The sequence below is a fragment of the Ruegeria sp. YTSA219 genome, assembly GCF_059609985.1.
In genome coordinates this window covers 39,887-55,712 of sequence record NZ_JBXWMT010000005.1, presented here as the reverse complement: position 1 = coordinate 55,712, position 15,826 = coordinate 39,887, and the positions used below count along the sequence as shown (strand labels likewise).

At 52.8% G+C, this 15,826-nt stretch carries 12 protein-coding genes; 7 read left to right on the top strand and 5 right to left on the bottom strand.

The features are described 5' to 3' along the window. Positions 1–164: 164 nt before the first annotated feature. Positions 165–2,927, bottom strand: a complete 2,763-nt coding sequence (locus AC2FFB_RS09215) for an autotransporter family protein (RefSeq protein WP_496874814.1) — start codon at positions 2,925–2,927, stop codon at positions 165–167. 346 nt (positions 2,928–3,273) lie between these two features. Here AC2FFB_RS09215 and AC2FFB_RS09210 point away from each other — a divergent pair, with 346 nt between their 5' ends. The 4 genes from AC2FFB_RS09210 to AC2FFB_RS09195 all read left to right on the top strand — a co-directional run bounded on the left by AC2FFB_RS09210 (position 3,274) and on the right by AC2FFB_RS09195 (position 8,072). Beyond that, positions 3,274–5,370: a tetratricopeptide repeat-containing sulfotransferase family protein gene (locus AC2FFB_RS09210; protein ID WP_496713843.1), complete on the top strand. Its 2,097-nt coding sequence runs from the start codon at positions 3,274–3,276 to the stop codon at positions 5,368–5,370. Between the two features lie 623 nt (positions 5,371–5,993). Then, positions 5,994–6,281, top strand: coding sequence for a Cif family virulence factor (locus tag AC2FFB_RS09205; protein ID WP_496874813.1), 288 nt, complete (start codon positions 5,994–5,996; stop codon positions 6,279–6,281). 865 nt (positions 6,282–7,146) lie between these two features. After that, positions 7,147–7,329, top strand: a complete 183-nt coding sequence (locus AC2FFB_RS09200) for a hypothetical protein (protein WP_496694109.1) — start codon at positions 7,147–7,149, stop codon at positions 7,327–7,329. After that, positions 7,293–8,072, top strand: coding sequence for a methyltransferase domain-containing protein (locus AC2FFB_RS09195; RefSeq protein ID WP_281973673.1), 780 nt, complete (start codon positions 7,293–7,295; stop codon positions 8,070–8,072). The genes AC2FFB_RS09200 and AC2FFB_RS09195 overlap by 37 nt, the downstream gene beginning before the upstream one ends. Before the next feature lie 329 nt (positions 8,073–8,401). Here AC2FFB_RS09195 and AC2FFB_RS09190 read toward each other — a convergent pair whose 3' ends face one another. Continuing rightward, positions 8,402–8,623 carry a hypothetical protein gene (locus AC2FFB_RS09190; protein WP_271951927.1) on the bottom strand — a complete coding sequence of 74 codons (222 nt, stop codon included), beginning with the start codon at positions 8,621–8,623 and terminating at the stop codon, positions 8,402–8,404. Positions 8,624–8,645: 22 nt separating this feature from the next. On the opposite strand from AC2FFB_RS09190, the gene AC2FFB_RS09185 reads away from it, so the two are divergent. Beyond that, positions 8,646–9,608 (top strand): LysR family transcriptional regulator, encoded by a 963-nt coding sequence (locus tag AC2FFB_RS09185; RefSeq protein ID WP_142639591.1) that lies wholly within the window; start codon positions 8,646–8,648, stop codon positions 9,606–9,608. 164 nt (positions 9,609–9,772) lie between these two features. On the opposite strand, the gene AC2FFB_RS09180 is transcribed toward AC2FFB_RS09185, so the two are convergent. The 3 genes from AC2FFB_RS09180 to AC2FFB_RS09170 all read right to left on the bottom strand — a co-directional run bounded on the left by AC2FFB_RS09180 (position 9,773) and on the right by AC2FFB_RS09170 (position 12,125). Beyond that, a complete protein-coding gene (locus tag AC2FFB_RS09180; RefSeq protein ID WP_496708326.1) occupies positions 9,773–10,282 on the bottom strand; it encodes a MaoC family dehydratase in 510 nt (169 codons plus the stop codon). A 66-nt stretch (positions 10,283–10,348) separates the two neighbouring features. After that, entirely contained in the window at positions 10,349–11,140 is a 792-nt protein-coding gene (locus AC2FFB_RS09175) for a class I SAM-dependent methyltransferase (RefSeq protein WP_271951922.1), read from the bottom strand. A 64-nt stretch (positions 11,141–11,204) separates the two neighbouring features. Next, on the bottom strand, positions 11,205–12,125 hold the full coding sequence (locus AC2FFB_RS09170; RefSeq protein WP_496689829.1) for a sulfurtransferase: 921 nt from the start codon (positions 12,123–12,125) through the stop codon (positions 11,205–11,207). A gap of 266 nt (positions 12,126–12,391) precedes the next feature. Between AC2FFB_RS09170 and AC2FFB_RS09165 the strand changes: the two genes are divergently transcribed. Both AC2FFB_RS09165 and AC2FFB_RS09160 read left to right on the top strand, forming a co-directional pair. After that, positions 12,392–13,672: a tetratricopeptide repeat protein gene (locus AC2FFB_RS09165; RefSeq protein ID WP_142639585.1), complete on the top strand. Its 1,281-nt coding sequence runs from the start codon at positions 12,392–12,394 to the stop codon at positions 13,670–13,672. Between the two features lie 384 nt (positions 13,673–14,056). After that, positions 14,057–15,703 (top strand): hypothetical protein, encoded by a 1,647-nt coding sequence (locus AC2FFB_RS09160; protein WP_496874812.1) that lies wholly within the window; start codon positions 14,057–14,059, stop codon positions 15,701–15,703. Positions 15,704–15,826 lie beyond the last annotated feature (123 nt).

The window sequence follows — 15,826 nt, the reverse complement described above, 5'->3', positions numbered from 1 at the left end:
ATAGGTTTCAGGCAACCGCAATAATGTTCGGATAATTGTCGACTACTTGAGAAGCTCAAATAGACTTGTGAAAGGGTCAACACTATACACCAAATAGCCCGACATAGTTCAGCTTGGAGCCGATTTCTGCGGCACCGCTCTCGGTGCCGCAGTGCTCTTTAGATCTAGAACGACCAGCGAAGTCCGGCGCGCAGGAATGGCCCCTGAGCGTCGCTGCCGATTTCCTGTTCCGCCGTCAGTTCAAGCCGCATGTCCTGAATGAGATCTTGCTCGTATCCGACCACGACACTGGCGCCGGTAAAGTCGGTTGACGCAAAGGCCAGAGACTCGGTCTGAGAGAAGACGGTTACGTCGCCCTCGGAACTGCCTAGGTCGCGCCGCAACACGCCGCCAAGCTGACCGCTGAGAACACCGCCGTTTTCAAGGTCCTTTGATGCCTCAACCCCCAAACGGGCCTCGACAACTTCGGTGGTGATATCGCCGACGGTGGCATTCGCAGATGACCCCGTCTCGGTATAGCCGTCATCCTTTTGGTTGGTGTAACGGGCGCTGGCAAAACCAAGCAAACCGAAATCGTCACTGAGGTCGAATGCACGCTCGACCCCGATGTTCGCGGTCAACAGCCTGCTGTTATAATCGGCCTTAGCGTCAGAGCTGCCCGAGATCGACCGGCTACGATCAGTCGTGAGCCAACCAATGCCAAATCCGGCATCCAGCGTGTAGGCACCAAACTGGCGACCCACTGCGGCATCAAGATAGAAGCCATTTGTGTCAAAGTCGGTGGTGCTGTTGTCACCATCCGACGCGAACACACCCATGGCAACAGCCAGAGACACTCCGTTATCCATCTGCCCCGTATACCCGGCGCTTCCGCTGAACATCGTCACGTCCGTGTCATCGTTCGAGCCGGACTCGAACTCTCGATACTGGGCGTCGATCATTGCGAAGGGCCGGAAACCAGCGAAGGTTGCGCCCTGCGCGACCTGCGGTCCCTGACCATAGCTAAGCGCATTGCCACTGCCGCCGACAATGCTGCCGAAGAAGGCCGCGACATCGCCCGATGGTGCAATGTCATTGCCGTCGACCACAGAATAGATCGGGGCAGCGCCGCCCTTGTCCTGCACGAACCAAGCGGATTGCCCGTCAGACACGGTGGTCTTGAAGGTACCCGTACCCGGCGCGGCATCTTCGAACGCAAACACGCCACTGCCGCCTTTGGCTTCTAGGTTCACGTCATGGTCCTGAACGCGGATCAGACCCTCAACGTCGTCCATTGTATCGACATTCAGCGTCCCCGTGCCGGTTCCAAGGTAGACGGCGTAGACCTCATCATTCCCCGAAACCCTGATGGTCCCGAGATCATGAATCGTTCCGTCGAAATTGTCGAACTGAATACCGGCTGCACGGGTGCCGGAACTGCCGGTCGCGTGCACGGTAATCGGGCCCGTGTTCGAGAACGTTCCCTGCATGTCGCCGGCGTACACGCCGAATGCCTCAGATGCGTTTGGCGGTGGCCCACCATTCTGTTGCGCGCCATTGGCGGTGACGGTGATGCTTCCGGTGTTCTTGATGTCACCGGTTACGATTTCATCAACATAAATCCCATAGGCCTCGGCAGAGGTGTCATGCGAAATCGCAGTCGCTGTAATCTCGCCCGTGTTTGCCAGAGAGCCGCTTAGGTTATCGGTCAGGTAAATCCCCGAGGCTTCTGCAGAATCTTCGGCAGCTTCTGCGAAAAGCGTCATAGTGCCCGAGTTGCGAATTGTACCGGAAACGTCATCCCCGGCATAAATGCCCGTCGCGGTCGCCTCGTCCGCGGTGTTGAGAGACAAAGCCGTGGCCGTAATCGTGCCCGAGTTTACCACGATCCCGTCAACAAGGTCCTCAAGGTAAAGCCCGCCCGCATATGCAACGTCATCGGTATCCGCGCTGGCAAAGGCCTCAATTGTACCGCTGTTATGTACGGACGCGCCGGACAATACGTCATCATCGACGTAAATGCCGAAAGCAGAAGCGTCGGATTCAACACCGATTGCGGTTACCTCGATAGAACCGCTGTTATCGATCTGACCGGACAGGTCACGATCGACCAAAATTCCATAGGCAATCGCCTCATAGGTCGAAGGGGCAGAGGCCAATACTTCCAATGTGCCGGTATTGCGGATCACACCGTGCGCATTGCCATTGACTTCGATCCCATAGGCAGACGCGGTACTGTCACTGGTCGATATGGCAACCGATTTGATTGTTCCCGAGTTCACGATCTGACCGGTTTCTTCCAGGTCACTTTGCACGTAAATGCCCCAGGCATAGGCATAATCATCGGCGAATGATCTGGCGCGGACATCAATCGTGCCGCTGTTTCTGATCACACCCGCGACGTCGCGGTCGACCGCAATACCGTAGATTGATGCGGTGCTTCCGTCGGTGATCAGCCCATCAACCTTGATCGTCCCGGTGTTGACGATCTTACCTGTTTCAGAAACGTCACCGTCAACGTAGATACCCCAGGCCTCGATATCGCCATCCGTGGACAACACGTCGACATCAATCGTTCCGGTGTTTTGGATTACCCCGTCGGCGTCACCGTTCACCAGCAAGCCATAGATATCCTGAGGATCAGACCCGGTGACATCTACAGAAATGGTGCCATTGTTCATCAAAGCACCGGATTGCTGCAAATTTCCGTCCAGCAAAAGTGCCGTCGCAGTATCGGTATCCGTTGCCGTGACCGAAATCGAGCCGTTATTCGTAAATGTGCTCGAATAATCTGTCGTGATCGTCAAAGCTGCAGCGGTGGAAGAAGTTATCTCGATCGCGCCGCTTGCCGTTACTTTGTGATCCGCATCGGTCGAGAAAACCTGAGGTGTCGTCACCACATTCGAGATCGTATCCGCATGTACGTCCCCGGCCATCAGGGCAACCATTGATACTTGCGCCAGCAACGCAGCTGGAGCCGCGCTGACAATTTGGCCTTTCCACTTGAAAATACGCCCCCCACGGAGCTTGGGGGCGTTCGCCCTCGACCCATTATTAGACATTTACTATCCCGTTAGATTATCTTGTTTTTTTCTCGAAACTCGTCGCGTTTTTGCAATCGGCTCCGCTTACGAACCGTTAATAAATCGTTAACATGTATGCAATCTACCAATTTTCCATTGCACAGGATGACCTATTGCTGTTGGAAATTCGTAGGAAAACTGCAACACAATGTGGCGACTTGAAGGCGCTTGAGATCAGGCTGTCGTCATGCGCCAGCCCGGAGCTACTTGAATGCCTAAAAACCAGACATTATCCATCGGTGAGGCCTACAACCAAGGAGTTCAGGCCTACGATACAGGGCATTTGAATAAAGCTGTCAATGTTCTGAACCAAGTGCTCAAGGCTGCGCCCGAATACGCGCCAGCGCATCAACTGCTTGGCGTAATTGCGTTTCAAACCGGTCAAAGCGGGCCAGCTGAAAATGCTATGCGCGAAGCGATCCGATTACAGCCGGACAATGCTGGGTTCCTGTCGAACTTCACCGAGGTGTTACGCACGAACGGAAAACCTGAAGAAGCGATCAGGGTTGGCAAACGTGCAGTCCAGCTTGCTCCGGGGGTTGCAAATGGGCATTCAAACCTTGGGCTTGCCTATTACGATATAGGTGATTTATCCGAAGCCGAGGCATCTCAGAAGAGAGCGCTGGCCCTTAATCCAGATCTGATTGCTGCGCTGAATAATCTTGGATCAATCGCGCGCGACAACGAGGACAGGGAAGGGGCAATCTCGTTCTATCGTAGGGTGCTAGATTTGCGCCCGGACTATCTCGAGAGTGTCAACAATCTCATTTCTGTAATGATAGAAGCTGAGGAGCTAGAAGAAGCCAGAGATTTTGCAGATGACTGTCTTGGCAAGGGGCATATTTCCGCAGAGTTGCACCGCAATCGGGGACGGTTACACGTTTTGCAGAGCGAATGGGACGAAGCCGAACGCTGTTTTCGAAATGCGATTTCGCTAGATGAAAAAAAGCCCGAAGCTTATGTCGGGCTTGCGCAGGTCCTGATCGAGAAAAACCTGCATGAACTTGCCCTTGTCGAGGCAGAAAAAGCGCAGCACATAGACCCCGGCCACGCGCCTGCATACCACTATATAGCCGTTTGCAAATCGCACCTTGGCGACCTCGAGGCCGGTTTTGCCAACTACGAGAAGACCCTTGAGCTAAAACCGGAATTCTCGGCCACAATGATCGCATTGGGCCATCTGGAGATGGAGCAGGGCAATTTTGACGCTGCCCGCAGCTGGTTCAACAAGGCCGCAGAAAGGGACAAGGCGCGTTTGAATGCGCAGATCGCGTTGGTTAAGTTGGATAAAGTTACCGAAGACAACCTTGATTTTCAGGGTCTTGTGGCTGCGTTGCCTGAAGCCGACAAGATGCTTCCTGAACAATCGGTATCGTATCACTACGCATTGGGAAAATGTTATGAGGACCTCAAGCGCTACGACAGCGCTTTTGAGCATTTTGCAAAAGGGGCTGCAATAAAGCGCAGCATTATCGATTTTGATGCCGACCAAATCGAGGAAACGGCAGACGACCTGATCACGGCCTTTACACCGGAACTGCTCGAAAAACTTCACCAGAGCTCGGTGGACAGCAGCCAGCCAATTTTTGTTGTTGGCATGCCGCGGTCTGGAACGACGTTGACGGAGTCGATCCTCGCCAGCCATCCAGACGTATTCGGAGCCGGAGAGCTTAACTATTTGCACAAACTTTTCACCGATCAACTGCGCGGTGGAAACAAGAAAACTGGAAGTCTGATTGCGGCTCTCTCGGATCAGGAGCTTTCAAAACGCGCCCAACGATATGTCCAGCGGCTCGATGCGCACGCTCCTGGTAAACCTTATATCGTTGATAAGATGCCTGCGAACTTTCTGATGGTTGGCCTAATTCATGCGATCATGCCCAATGCGCGGATCGTGCATGTCGCGCGCAATCCGCTAGATACGTGTCTGTCCTGCTTCACCCGAGTGTTTCAGCGCAGTCAGCTCCACAGCTACGACCAGATCGAATTGGGTCGATACTTTAATGCCTATGTGCGCGTTATGCAGCATTGGCAGGAAGTTCTCCCCGCCGGCAGCTTTCACACCATTCACTATGAGAGCCTTATCGATGATATCGAGTTCGAAGCGCGACGCTTGATAGCATATTGTGGCCTCGAGTGGGATAATCGTTGTCTCGAGTTTTACAAAGGGGCACGACGTGTCCGCACTGCAAGTGTTCATCAAGTGCGCCAGCCATTATACAGCTCGTCAAAGGAGAAATGGCGAAACTACGAATCTCACTTAGCACCGCTTATCGAGACAATCGGAGAAGCAAAGATTCCGTTTTGATGATCTTTGGATGGATATTGGTTCTAAAAGGTGTCGGATCTACTAAGGCGTGCTGTTATTGAGGCAAATTCCTTTGAGCCGCACATGAAATTGAGTGCAAGCAATCGAACTTTGTTCATCCAGCCACAAGCGACGGAGAGCCAGCAAACCTAGCTTCTAACACCAAATTTTTGGCCGCATCTTTTCTCTTGGTTAGAAAAAGCATTCATTCGAGTCAAAATCATCAAGGTCAGCAAAGTCCCGCTCAATGGTTGTCTCTCAAAACTGCGGCGAAGGGACAATTTGGAAATCGCCGATTCTCGCACCATTGAATGGCGGGAAACGGGAACCCCGCTGCGGTGACTCGAAACTTATGCTGCGCTTGCGAATAGATGCTGCGCCAGCGTTCTTCGAAAATCCAAAGTCGGGAATGTCCGCATAGCAGTCATTTATGCCTTGTACAGCGATTGTCTACTTGAGCCCAAAGAGTCAAATGCTGCATCTTGCTTAGATGTCAGTTCCCAGGCGCAAAACCAAAGACGGGTTTGTCCTAGGTAGAAGCGACGCAAACAATCTGATCGAGGTTGATTTGACAGTAGAATTGCAGAACCTGATGCTAGGACAGCGAAATTAGGAGTGTTTGTATGTCCTTCAAACAACAGTGCCAGGAGGTATTCGACCACTATGTCGCCTGCTACCGACAAGGGGACGCCAATGGATGCGCTTCCGTGTTTGCAGCGCAAGCAGAGATGTACTCTCCCTTCGGCCCACCTTCCATTGGAAGGCAAGCTATTGAAGACACACATGCAGAGTGGGTCGCGGAAGGTGGAGAAGACAAAAAATCAATGTCTCTAGTGCAGGTCGAGACGGCGAACTCGGCTGGTGTCTTGCAGAATTTAGCGAAGGCACGACAGGTGAAGGCGTTTCGCTGAATGTGCTTGAGCGACAACCAGATGGTCGATGGCTAATCACCCTATGCAGTCTTAATGAGACGCATCCCTAGAATTTAAACAGCTTGCTGCCGTCTGTTCCCATGCGTCGAATTGCCGATGTTAAATAGTTTTTATCTAAACCAACCGAGCCGAGCTAAATTGAAAGGAATCTACCATAGCCTCGCAATTGAGTTGTTTGTTCGGTTTTGGGTTGAATTGTTCCAAGAATAACGCACTTTTGGCTGAGTTATGGTGCGTTCAAGTTGATCAAGCCACTGTACGACAATCGAAAATTGAGCGCGTATAGTGAACCGTGCAATCTTATGGGAAAATCGTGCAAACCTATGCGCAAATGCTGTGCAAAATTATGGGCGAAGACACCCAGATTTTCTGAATAAAATCAATGATAAGAATGCAGCGTTATGCGCGTCCCTACAATTTTTGTGTAGGATCGCCCAAATTCCTGTTTTGACCCAAAGCTCTGACTAAATTGCCCAAAGTTCTATTGGCGATGCAATCAAGAGTTGAAATTTTTAGTTTCTTGAGTGCGAACTCAACTTTTAGGCGATAGCGAATGCGTGGCGGCTGCGGCATCCTCTGATTTGAAATCTCCAATAGGCCCACTGATCGCGGCAACAAATCACCGCGGCCAGTTGGGCGCTGTACCTATCGAACCCTGAGGTGACCCTTTGGCAGTCAACGGTCGGCTTCGGATGACTGCACGACCTGGGTCTGATTTGGCAACTAGGTCCAATGCAATGGCTAAATTCTACCGTGCGCACCTGAAGCAGTTTGTGTCTGATCACAACGACGGATGGGCAGCACGCTTGGGCGTTGTACCCACGGAAACTAGGATTCTCAAAAGATGAAAACCCGGTGGGGGAGCTGTAAACCTGCCACAGGCCGCATCCTACTGAACCTCGAACTTGCCAAGAAGCTGTCTAGCCCCCATGTTGTGGGCCATTTCGGACTAGAGTTTCGGGGACTGGTGGGCTTTGTAAGGGTGGAGAGTTGCTTAAGTTTGACGCTGAAACAACGAAATTACTAGAAACCGCCTATCAGGGAGCCGAATTGACGCGGCGACGACAGGTGTCATTTGATGCGCTGTGCCCTTCTCCCGGTGAAACTATTTTGGACATCGGATGTGGCAACGGGCTGTTGACAGCAGAGTTGGCTCGCGCAGTTGGCTCGGATGGCTGTGTCATCGGGATCGACCCAAGCACTGACATGACAGCGGCCGCTAAAGAACGATGCAGCGACTACGCAAACGTGGAGTTTCGTGCTGGTGCTGCAAATAGCTTGCCCATTGAGAATGAGAGTGCTGACAAAGCGGTCTCGGTACAAGTCTTTGAGTACATCGAAGACGTAGACGGTGCGTTGGCTGACACGCTGCGGTGCGTCAAACCCGGCGGGCGGCTTGTCATCAGTGATCTGCACTTTGGTAGCTTGATTTGGTTCAGCGATGAGCCCGACAGAATGCAAAAGATGCTGACTTCCTGGAACCAGCACTTTGTGAGTGGTTCCCTCCCGGAAAGACTGCCCGCACTGATAAAGGCTCGCGGCGACCATGTGGAAGATGTCTTGTCGTTCACTATGACAGATCACCAGCTAAAGCCTGATGGCCTCGCAATCATGATGATGCACCTCATGAAGCAATACGCTGTCGCAAATGACTATGTTGATCCCGCAGTTGCGCAATCGTGGTTTGACGAACAGTTCAGCCTTGCAAAAGTTGGACGCTTCTTCTTTTCGATGACCCAATTTGTCGTCGTGGCGCGTAGAAAAGGGTGATCGAGCGAAGTAACTCGGCATAGGTTCTTCCGCAGGCTTCCTGAAAGTCGCGGTTGAAGAGACCCCCATTGGTGTCACAGTCGCCCCAATTGGTGCTGCAAATCTTTTGTCCATATTTAATTGTCGTCGGTGATGCCCCAAGGAAGTGCCAGACGTGCAGGCATTGATCAGACGTTCGAACGACCGCAGTGATAGGTGTGATGACAGAAGGTCTCGTGTTGCTACTTACTCTATGGCGACAACACAGGTGCGTGGCTGTCACTTCCAGCTTGCAGCTGCATTTTGGTGCGATCTAATCGCCTTATTCGGCCGATTGTCACCAAGTGTTGTCAGAACTTTCCTGGATACAGGTTCATCATGTTCTGCACGTCAAGCTCACTCGAAAACGCATCGGGATTACTCCAGATCACGTCATTAATATAGTCGCGTTCCGCGTGAAGATCGTTGGCTGTAGGCCGCAGCTTCCGGGTTTCGGGGAAGGCTCTTTTGGTCCAACCGAACAGTCCACCAAATACGGCCCAGAGGCTGGGTGACATTGTATGGGAAGCCATCTCATGGTCCTTTCCGAGTTAATTGCGCTGTCGCAACAACAGTAACTGTTCTCCCGTTTTTCTGGTATCCGGCACAAAATTGTGCTGTTCTACAAAAATGAAGAACGGGTTCCGAAATTGGTCGGATATTCGTGTGTTCCTCTCTGTCTTCAGAGAAGGGTCGACGCTTGCGGCCTCTAGAAAGCTAAAGGTCTCCCAACCAACGGTTGCCCGACGCATTGATGTTCTCGAAAGAGAAACAGGCTTGACGCTTTTTGAGCGCGGTACGCACGGGTTCAAACCGACCCCAGAAGCCCTTCGCCTCGTTCCCCTCGCCGAAGCAATCGAGACTTCAGTCCTTGAATTTGCCGATTGCGCGAAAGAATTGACGTCGACACAACCCATCCGTATCACCGCTTACTCAGCAAACTTCTCTGCACGCATGATTGAAATCGTAAACGAGTTTTCCGCCGACAATCAGGATGTCGCATTCGAGTTTTTGTCCAGCGTTCGGGCGCTGGACCTGATGGCGGGCGAGGCCGACATTGCTTTGCGCCTTGCAAGAACTGAACCTGATCCTGACCTGATCTGTCGTAAGATCAGCACGGCCCGCTGGTCTTTGTTCGGCAGCAGAAATTACGCGGACAAATTTGGCTTACCGGGGTCAACGAATGATCTGGCCGGGCATCAGTTTGTTACCTTTCAGCGGGACGATGTACCAAATGTATTCCACGAATGGTTGACCAATCACGTGGAGCCGGACCAGATCGTCATGTCTTTCACTGAACTGGAGCTAATGCATGCGGCGATCAGGTCAGGGCAAGGCCTTGGGATCAGCAATGTCAAGCTGGTGGAAACAGACATGTCTTTTATCCGATGTTTCGACGAAATCCCCGAACTTGCGGTGCCGCACCTAATGCTCATTTCGCCGGAAGCCTATCGTCGGCCAGAGGTTAGAGCCTTCGTTAAGTTCTTCGCACCTCGCTATGCGGCAATCTACAAGTAGTTATTTAGGCAAAAAAGGATTGAGAACACGCGAACAAGCTAGTTTGCATGTACGCCACGACCGCAATTGCGAATAGAAGCCTTATGTGGCGAGCCCAAGGATACTTTTGAAGATGACAAAGGGAGGTCGAATTGATCGCCGCGCCCAAGTCGCTGCAAACCGCCTTAACTCCGACATGCCATCACGTGGTGCATGACCAGGTTAAGAACTTCAACATCGTTCTGGTTAAATGTCTGGTATCGGAATTTGACCGTTCCCCGGTCTGGCTTCGAACGTGATGGTGTAATTGCCTCAACCGTGACTCGCACGCTGATCGTGTCACCGGAATACACCGGAGCCAGCCACCGCACCTCGTCCATACCATGTCCACCCAGATTGGTGCCGGTAAGTACACCAGTGTCGCGGAACAACCTGAAAGTAAGCGCAATTGTCTGAAATCCACTGGCGATGAGACCGCCGAAAATCGACTCTGCGGCAGCCACTTTGTTAACGTGGAAGGGCTGCGGGTCATGAACCAGTGCGAAGTCAATAATCGCTCCCTCGGTCAGCGTAACGCCACCGGTTTCGAAGGTTCTGCCAACCGACAAATCGTCGATGTATTTTCCGCTGGCCATGGCAAAAGTATAGTTTGATGCACACTCAACCGTCAACGCGGAGCCACGGTCGGCAGCCACTAATGCCGCATTGTCATTCGACCATGGTAAAGATCGTAATTGAGAACTGAGCCAGTGGTCGTTGACCTATGCCGTGGCGACAAAAAGGTGCGCTTCTTGCGGTACGTGCAATACGCCTTCTTTGTCATATCTAGACAAAGCGTCTGCAACCTCTTCCACGACCTTGTTGGTGACGTCGGCACCTGCATCCCTAAGATCAGTTTCGATTGGCAGCGCCAGGATCTGCGCACGAAGATCAATAAATCTTCGCTCTAGTACCAACGGCTCGTGACGAGCTATCTTGAAGCCTGCATCGACCAACAAGTTCGATATGAGGTCCCCATCTCGAAACGAAAAAGGCGCTCTGGCCTTGACTGCGGCATCTGTTCCAACATGCCGTTCGAGAGCTTTTGAAAGCGCTCCATTGAAGGGCGACACAGCGCGCCAACATGTCAAAAATAGCTGACCGTCATTGCGCAAGATCCTATGAACTTCTTGCAACGCGGCGGATTTGTCAGGGAAGAACTGAAGCCCCTGTTGTATGAAGGCATAGTCAAACGTAGCCTTTCCAAAAGGTAACTCGGTAACATCTGCTGCATACCACTCGAGCACATGACGACAATCCGGCTGATTGGACTGCGCGACCTCAATCATGGTTTCGTTCAGATCTACGCCAACAACCCGGCCTTCGCCGGTCAGTTTCCTTGCTATCTCTCGCGTCAAAGCCCCGGTGCCGCATGCAATGTCGATGACACAAGCGCCGCTTCGAAGCTGAACCTTCTGCATGGTTGCTTCAGCCAATGGGCCAAACATCGCAGGCACACTATGGTTGTTGTACTTCTGCGCAGCTTCTTTGGTCAGCCGGAAATTGTCCGTCATCAAAAATATCCTCCTAGCAACGCGTCAATAATTGGATCACCCAAAGTGACCCAAAATCGTAGTCTCACGAGGTTTCAACCGGAAGGCTCTCATCGGCGCTCCATTCAGCCCAGGAACCATCATAGAGGCGCGACTTGTCGAACCCCATGTGGCGAAGCGCAAGGAGACCGCAAGAGGCGGCAATACCGCGACCGCAATACGCGATAACCTCGTCGTCGGTTTGAATTCCCTTGTCCTGATAGTGCTGAAGGAGGCGGAGGCGATCCGCCAACCTGAATGAGCCTCGTTCCTTTAGTTTCGCTGCCCGCTCAGCAATGGGTGTGTGTGCCAAATCCGGATCGATGTTCGATATCGCCGGTATGTTAACTGCACCGGGGATATGTCCCGAGCGACCTCCCCATGTGTGAACACCGTCGCCTCGGAAGAGGTCGTTTGGCAGAAAGTCCACAACTCTGACCTCAGGCCTTCCTATCGCGTCCAGAACGTCAGTTTTGCTGGCAATCCAATTGCTCTGCACCTTGGGAGCGAAGTCGCCAGGCTCAACGGATGGATCGCCAGTTTCAGTGGGTCGACCTTCGAGTTTCCATTGCTGCAAGCCGCCGTCCAAGACCTGCGCGTTTTTATGGCCATAGTGCGAAAGTGCCCACCAAAGACGCGCTGAAGCCAACGGAAGCCCGGAATCATCGTAGACCAAGACATGACTGTCGTTGGAAACACCCAACTCGCGCATCTTTTTCCCAAAATCCTCTGGCCCGAGCATCATATCGGGAACGTTCTGATTGCTGTCTGCAAGCTCCGTCGACATGCCTACATACACGGCGCCGGGAATGTGCTCGGCTTGGAACTCGCTCCTATCGTCATAGGCCAAGCCTTTGCCGTTTTCCTCCCTAAACTTCCAGCGAACATCAATGATGCGTAGTTTCGGGTCAGTCAGGTTATCTGCCAACCAAGCCGTATCAATGAGCGGGCGAGTTTGGGTTGTCATACCTACGTTCTCCTCTAACCGGACGCGGGCCGGGCGGTATGGAATAATCCCCAAAATTGCTTTCGGAGTCCAATTTTAGGAAATTGGGATTTGATGAAGCAACTATGGTTTGATTGGCATTTCGATGATTTCATGAGACTTCTGAAAGAAACGGATGCTGAAATCAGGGCGCCTCGCAACGTCGATTTCCTTTGACTCGTTTATGGCTAGGCATGCTCATATAGCTCACTGACGGACAGGTTTGGTACAGATAGTGGAAGGTTTGGATGCTTGAAGATCGGTACGGAAGCCCGCTAACGACCACATCACAAGCTGCGCGAGACGCCTACGTTGAAGGCATCGATCGTTTTCTGGGTGCTTTTGATGATGTTGAAGAAGCTTACCGTTCTGCAATGCAGGCAGATGATAGTTTTGCCATGCCCCATGTTGGGCTTGCGCGATACCTTGTTACCGTCGGGCGTGGACAAGATGCAAAGCGTGAAATAGCCGTCGCAAAGGAACTGTCGCATGGCGTCAGCTCGCGCGAAGCCGCCCAGATCGACATTATCAGCGATCTCATCGAGGGGCGTGCACCGCAGGCTTACAGGCGCATCCGGGATCACGTCGCTGACCATCCACGAGATATTTTGCTTGCTCAGACCTGTACCAGCGTATTTGGCTTAATAGGGTTTTCAGGTCAGGCTGGACGCGAGGCGGAGCAGCTTGCGTACACGACCATGTTAAAGCCACACTATGGCGACGACTGGTGGTTTCTCTGTCAGCATGCATTTGCCCAGATGGAGGCCGGACAGATTGGCCCGGCCGCGGAAAACATCGAGTGCGCACTTGAGTTGAAGCCAGACAGCGCACACACTGCACATGTCAGGGCCCATCTCTACTATGAGAACGGTGAGACGGACGCTGGCTACGCTTATCTGCGCGAGTTTTGGCAAGACTATCCCTCCACAGCGTATCTGCACTGCCATCTCAGTTGGCACGTCGCTCTGTGGGCGCTTGAGAGCGGCGATGTGGCGGGTATGTGGAAGCTGTTCGATGATTATGTTTCCCCCGACCGACCTCCTGCGCCACCACTGAACGTTCTGACTGATAGTGTGGCAATTGTTCACCGCGCCTTTTTGGCTGGCGAGCAAATTCCCCAGGAGCGTTGGCAACAACTCAGCGACTATGCTGTTGAGTTCTTTCCTTCACCTGGCTTGGCTTTTGCGGATGTTCACGCTGCTCTTGCGCATGCGATGGCTGGAAACAGAGAGCGTCTGGAATCAACCATTGACGGCGCAAAGGGACCCGCAGGCCCCACCGTTGTTTCTGTCGCAGGCGCATTCCGTGCGTTGGCGGATGGAAATGCGGATGAAGCGATTGAGAAGTTCGTAAGTGTCATGTCTGAGCACGAACGCCTTGGTGGTAGCCGGGCGCAACGCGACATTATTGAGTTTTCATTGGCGCATGCGTTGGCAATTTCGGGACAATCGAATGAAGCTCAACGCATTCTCAACATGCATCGACCGCATACCTCTCACGACCATGCAGTTGCCACGCTCGAAGAATAGGGTCCCCCGTATTTTTGACGCCCGCAATGAGCGCAAATTACAGGTTTTCAACGCCACTTTGAACGGAAGCTGTCGCACGACGCTACTAGGTCCCAAAAGTGTTAGTTGGCGGAAAAGAACAATCTGACTGCTGACATCAGCTTTCTCAAATGCCCGTCTTAGGTGTGCAAGCGGTGATTGTGGTCTTGTCGGCGGGCTACTGTGGAGGGATTGGACCGTCCGTCACTCACGCGGCCGACAAGTTTATCAGTTGCCAAGAAGAGTGCTTCGATCAAATGGGGCTCATATAAGTCGGGTCTATGCCTTAGGTCGGCTTTGATGTCGCCAGTATCGAGAAACAGCCCATTGTGGTAAACTCCTCCCTTTAATTAGGGGGTTATTGTGATGGAATACTATGATCTCGGTCGCTACAGCCGAAAGATCACAACCTCGTCGGACGAAGCCCAGCTTTGGTTTGATCGTGGTTTGGCTTGGACTTACGCGTACAACCACGAAGAAGCGATTGTATGCTTTCAGAATGCCGTGGCTGCGGATCCAAATTGCGCAATGGCGCACTGGGGCATCGCGTATTGTATTGGGCCGAACTACAACAAGCCCTGGGAAACATTCGAAGAAGACGAGAAGCCTGACTGTATCGCCTTGGCGAAAGCGTCAATCGAGGCTGCTGCCTCGTTAAAGGACCGGCTGACGCCTGTTGAACGCGCGCTAATCGATGCCATTCCAGCGCGTTATCCATCCTCGTCGGATATTGAGGATTTCAGCCCGTGGAATGACGCCTTCGCTGATGCGATGCGAAAGGTTCACACCGAATTCGATCAGGACCTGGACGTGTCTGCGATTCTGGCCGAGTCGCTCATGAACCGGACACCCTGGCAGCTTTGGGATTTGCCGACCGGAAAGCCCGCCGAAGGGGCCGATACGCTCGAGGCAATATCCGTGCTCGAAAATGCGTTCGATACACTTTCCGGAGCATGGGAGCACGCAGGACTATTGCACATGTACATTCACCTTATGGAAATGTCGCCCCACCCCGAACGGGCACTGCGTCAGGGCGATGTGCTCAGCACGCTGGTGCCCGAGGCCGGGCATTTGTTGCACATGCCGACCCATATCGACGTGTTGTGCGGAGACTATATGAACGTAGTACTGCGCAATCACAAAGCCATATTGGCAGATCGCAAGTTTCTGAAGCGCGAAGGCCCTGACAATTTCTATTCCGTCTATCGGTGCCACAACTATCACTTTAAAATATACGGTGCGATGTTCTTGGGGCAACCATCGGCAGCAATCGAAGCTGCCGATGAGCTGATCGACACCTTGCCGTCAGACACTCTTCAGCCGATGGCGGACTGGTTTGAAGGCTTCATTCCAATGAAGCAACATGTGCTGATCAGGTTTGGTCGCTGGCAGGATATTCTCAATCAGGATCTGCCAGAGGATGAAGAGCTTTACAGCGTGACCATTGCCATGATGCGGTATGCAAGGACGGTTGCCTTGGCCAACCTACACAGGGTCGCCGAAGCCGAGAGTGAAAAAGCCAAGTTCTATGATGCTCTGGCCAGAGTTCCTGAGACCCGAATGCTGTTCAACAACACATGCCGGGACATTCTGAAGGTCGCTGAACAAATGATGCTGGGTGAGTTGGCCTATCACACAGGAGAGCACGAAACGGCCTTTGACCACCTGCGAAAGTCAGTCGAGATCGACGACAACTTACCATACGACGAGCCCTGGGGCTGGATGCAACCCACCCGTCATGCGCTGGGTGCTCTTCTTCTTGAACAAGGCCAGATGGAGGAAGCCGAATCTGTTTACCGTGCAGACCTTGGCCTGGATGCAACGCTTAGCCGGGCCTGTCAGCATCCGGGCAACGTCTGGAGCCTGCATGGTTTGCACGAATGTCTCACCCGGCGCGGTGAAACGGTCGAAGCCGCCCACATTAAGCCACAACTGGACAAGGCCACTGCTCGCGCCGAGGTGCCGATCAAGGCATCGTGTTATTGCAGGCAGAAGGCTTTGGCCGCCCAGTAATCACTGATCAACAGCAATGGCCGGGGTATTTGCGAGGCCCGCTTCTGCCGTTGACCGGGACTTATTTAACTTCGTTGATGGCAACAGTCTGGACGACGACAAGACTGCCAAGCATCGCTTCGG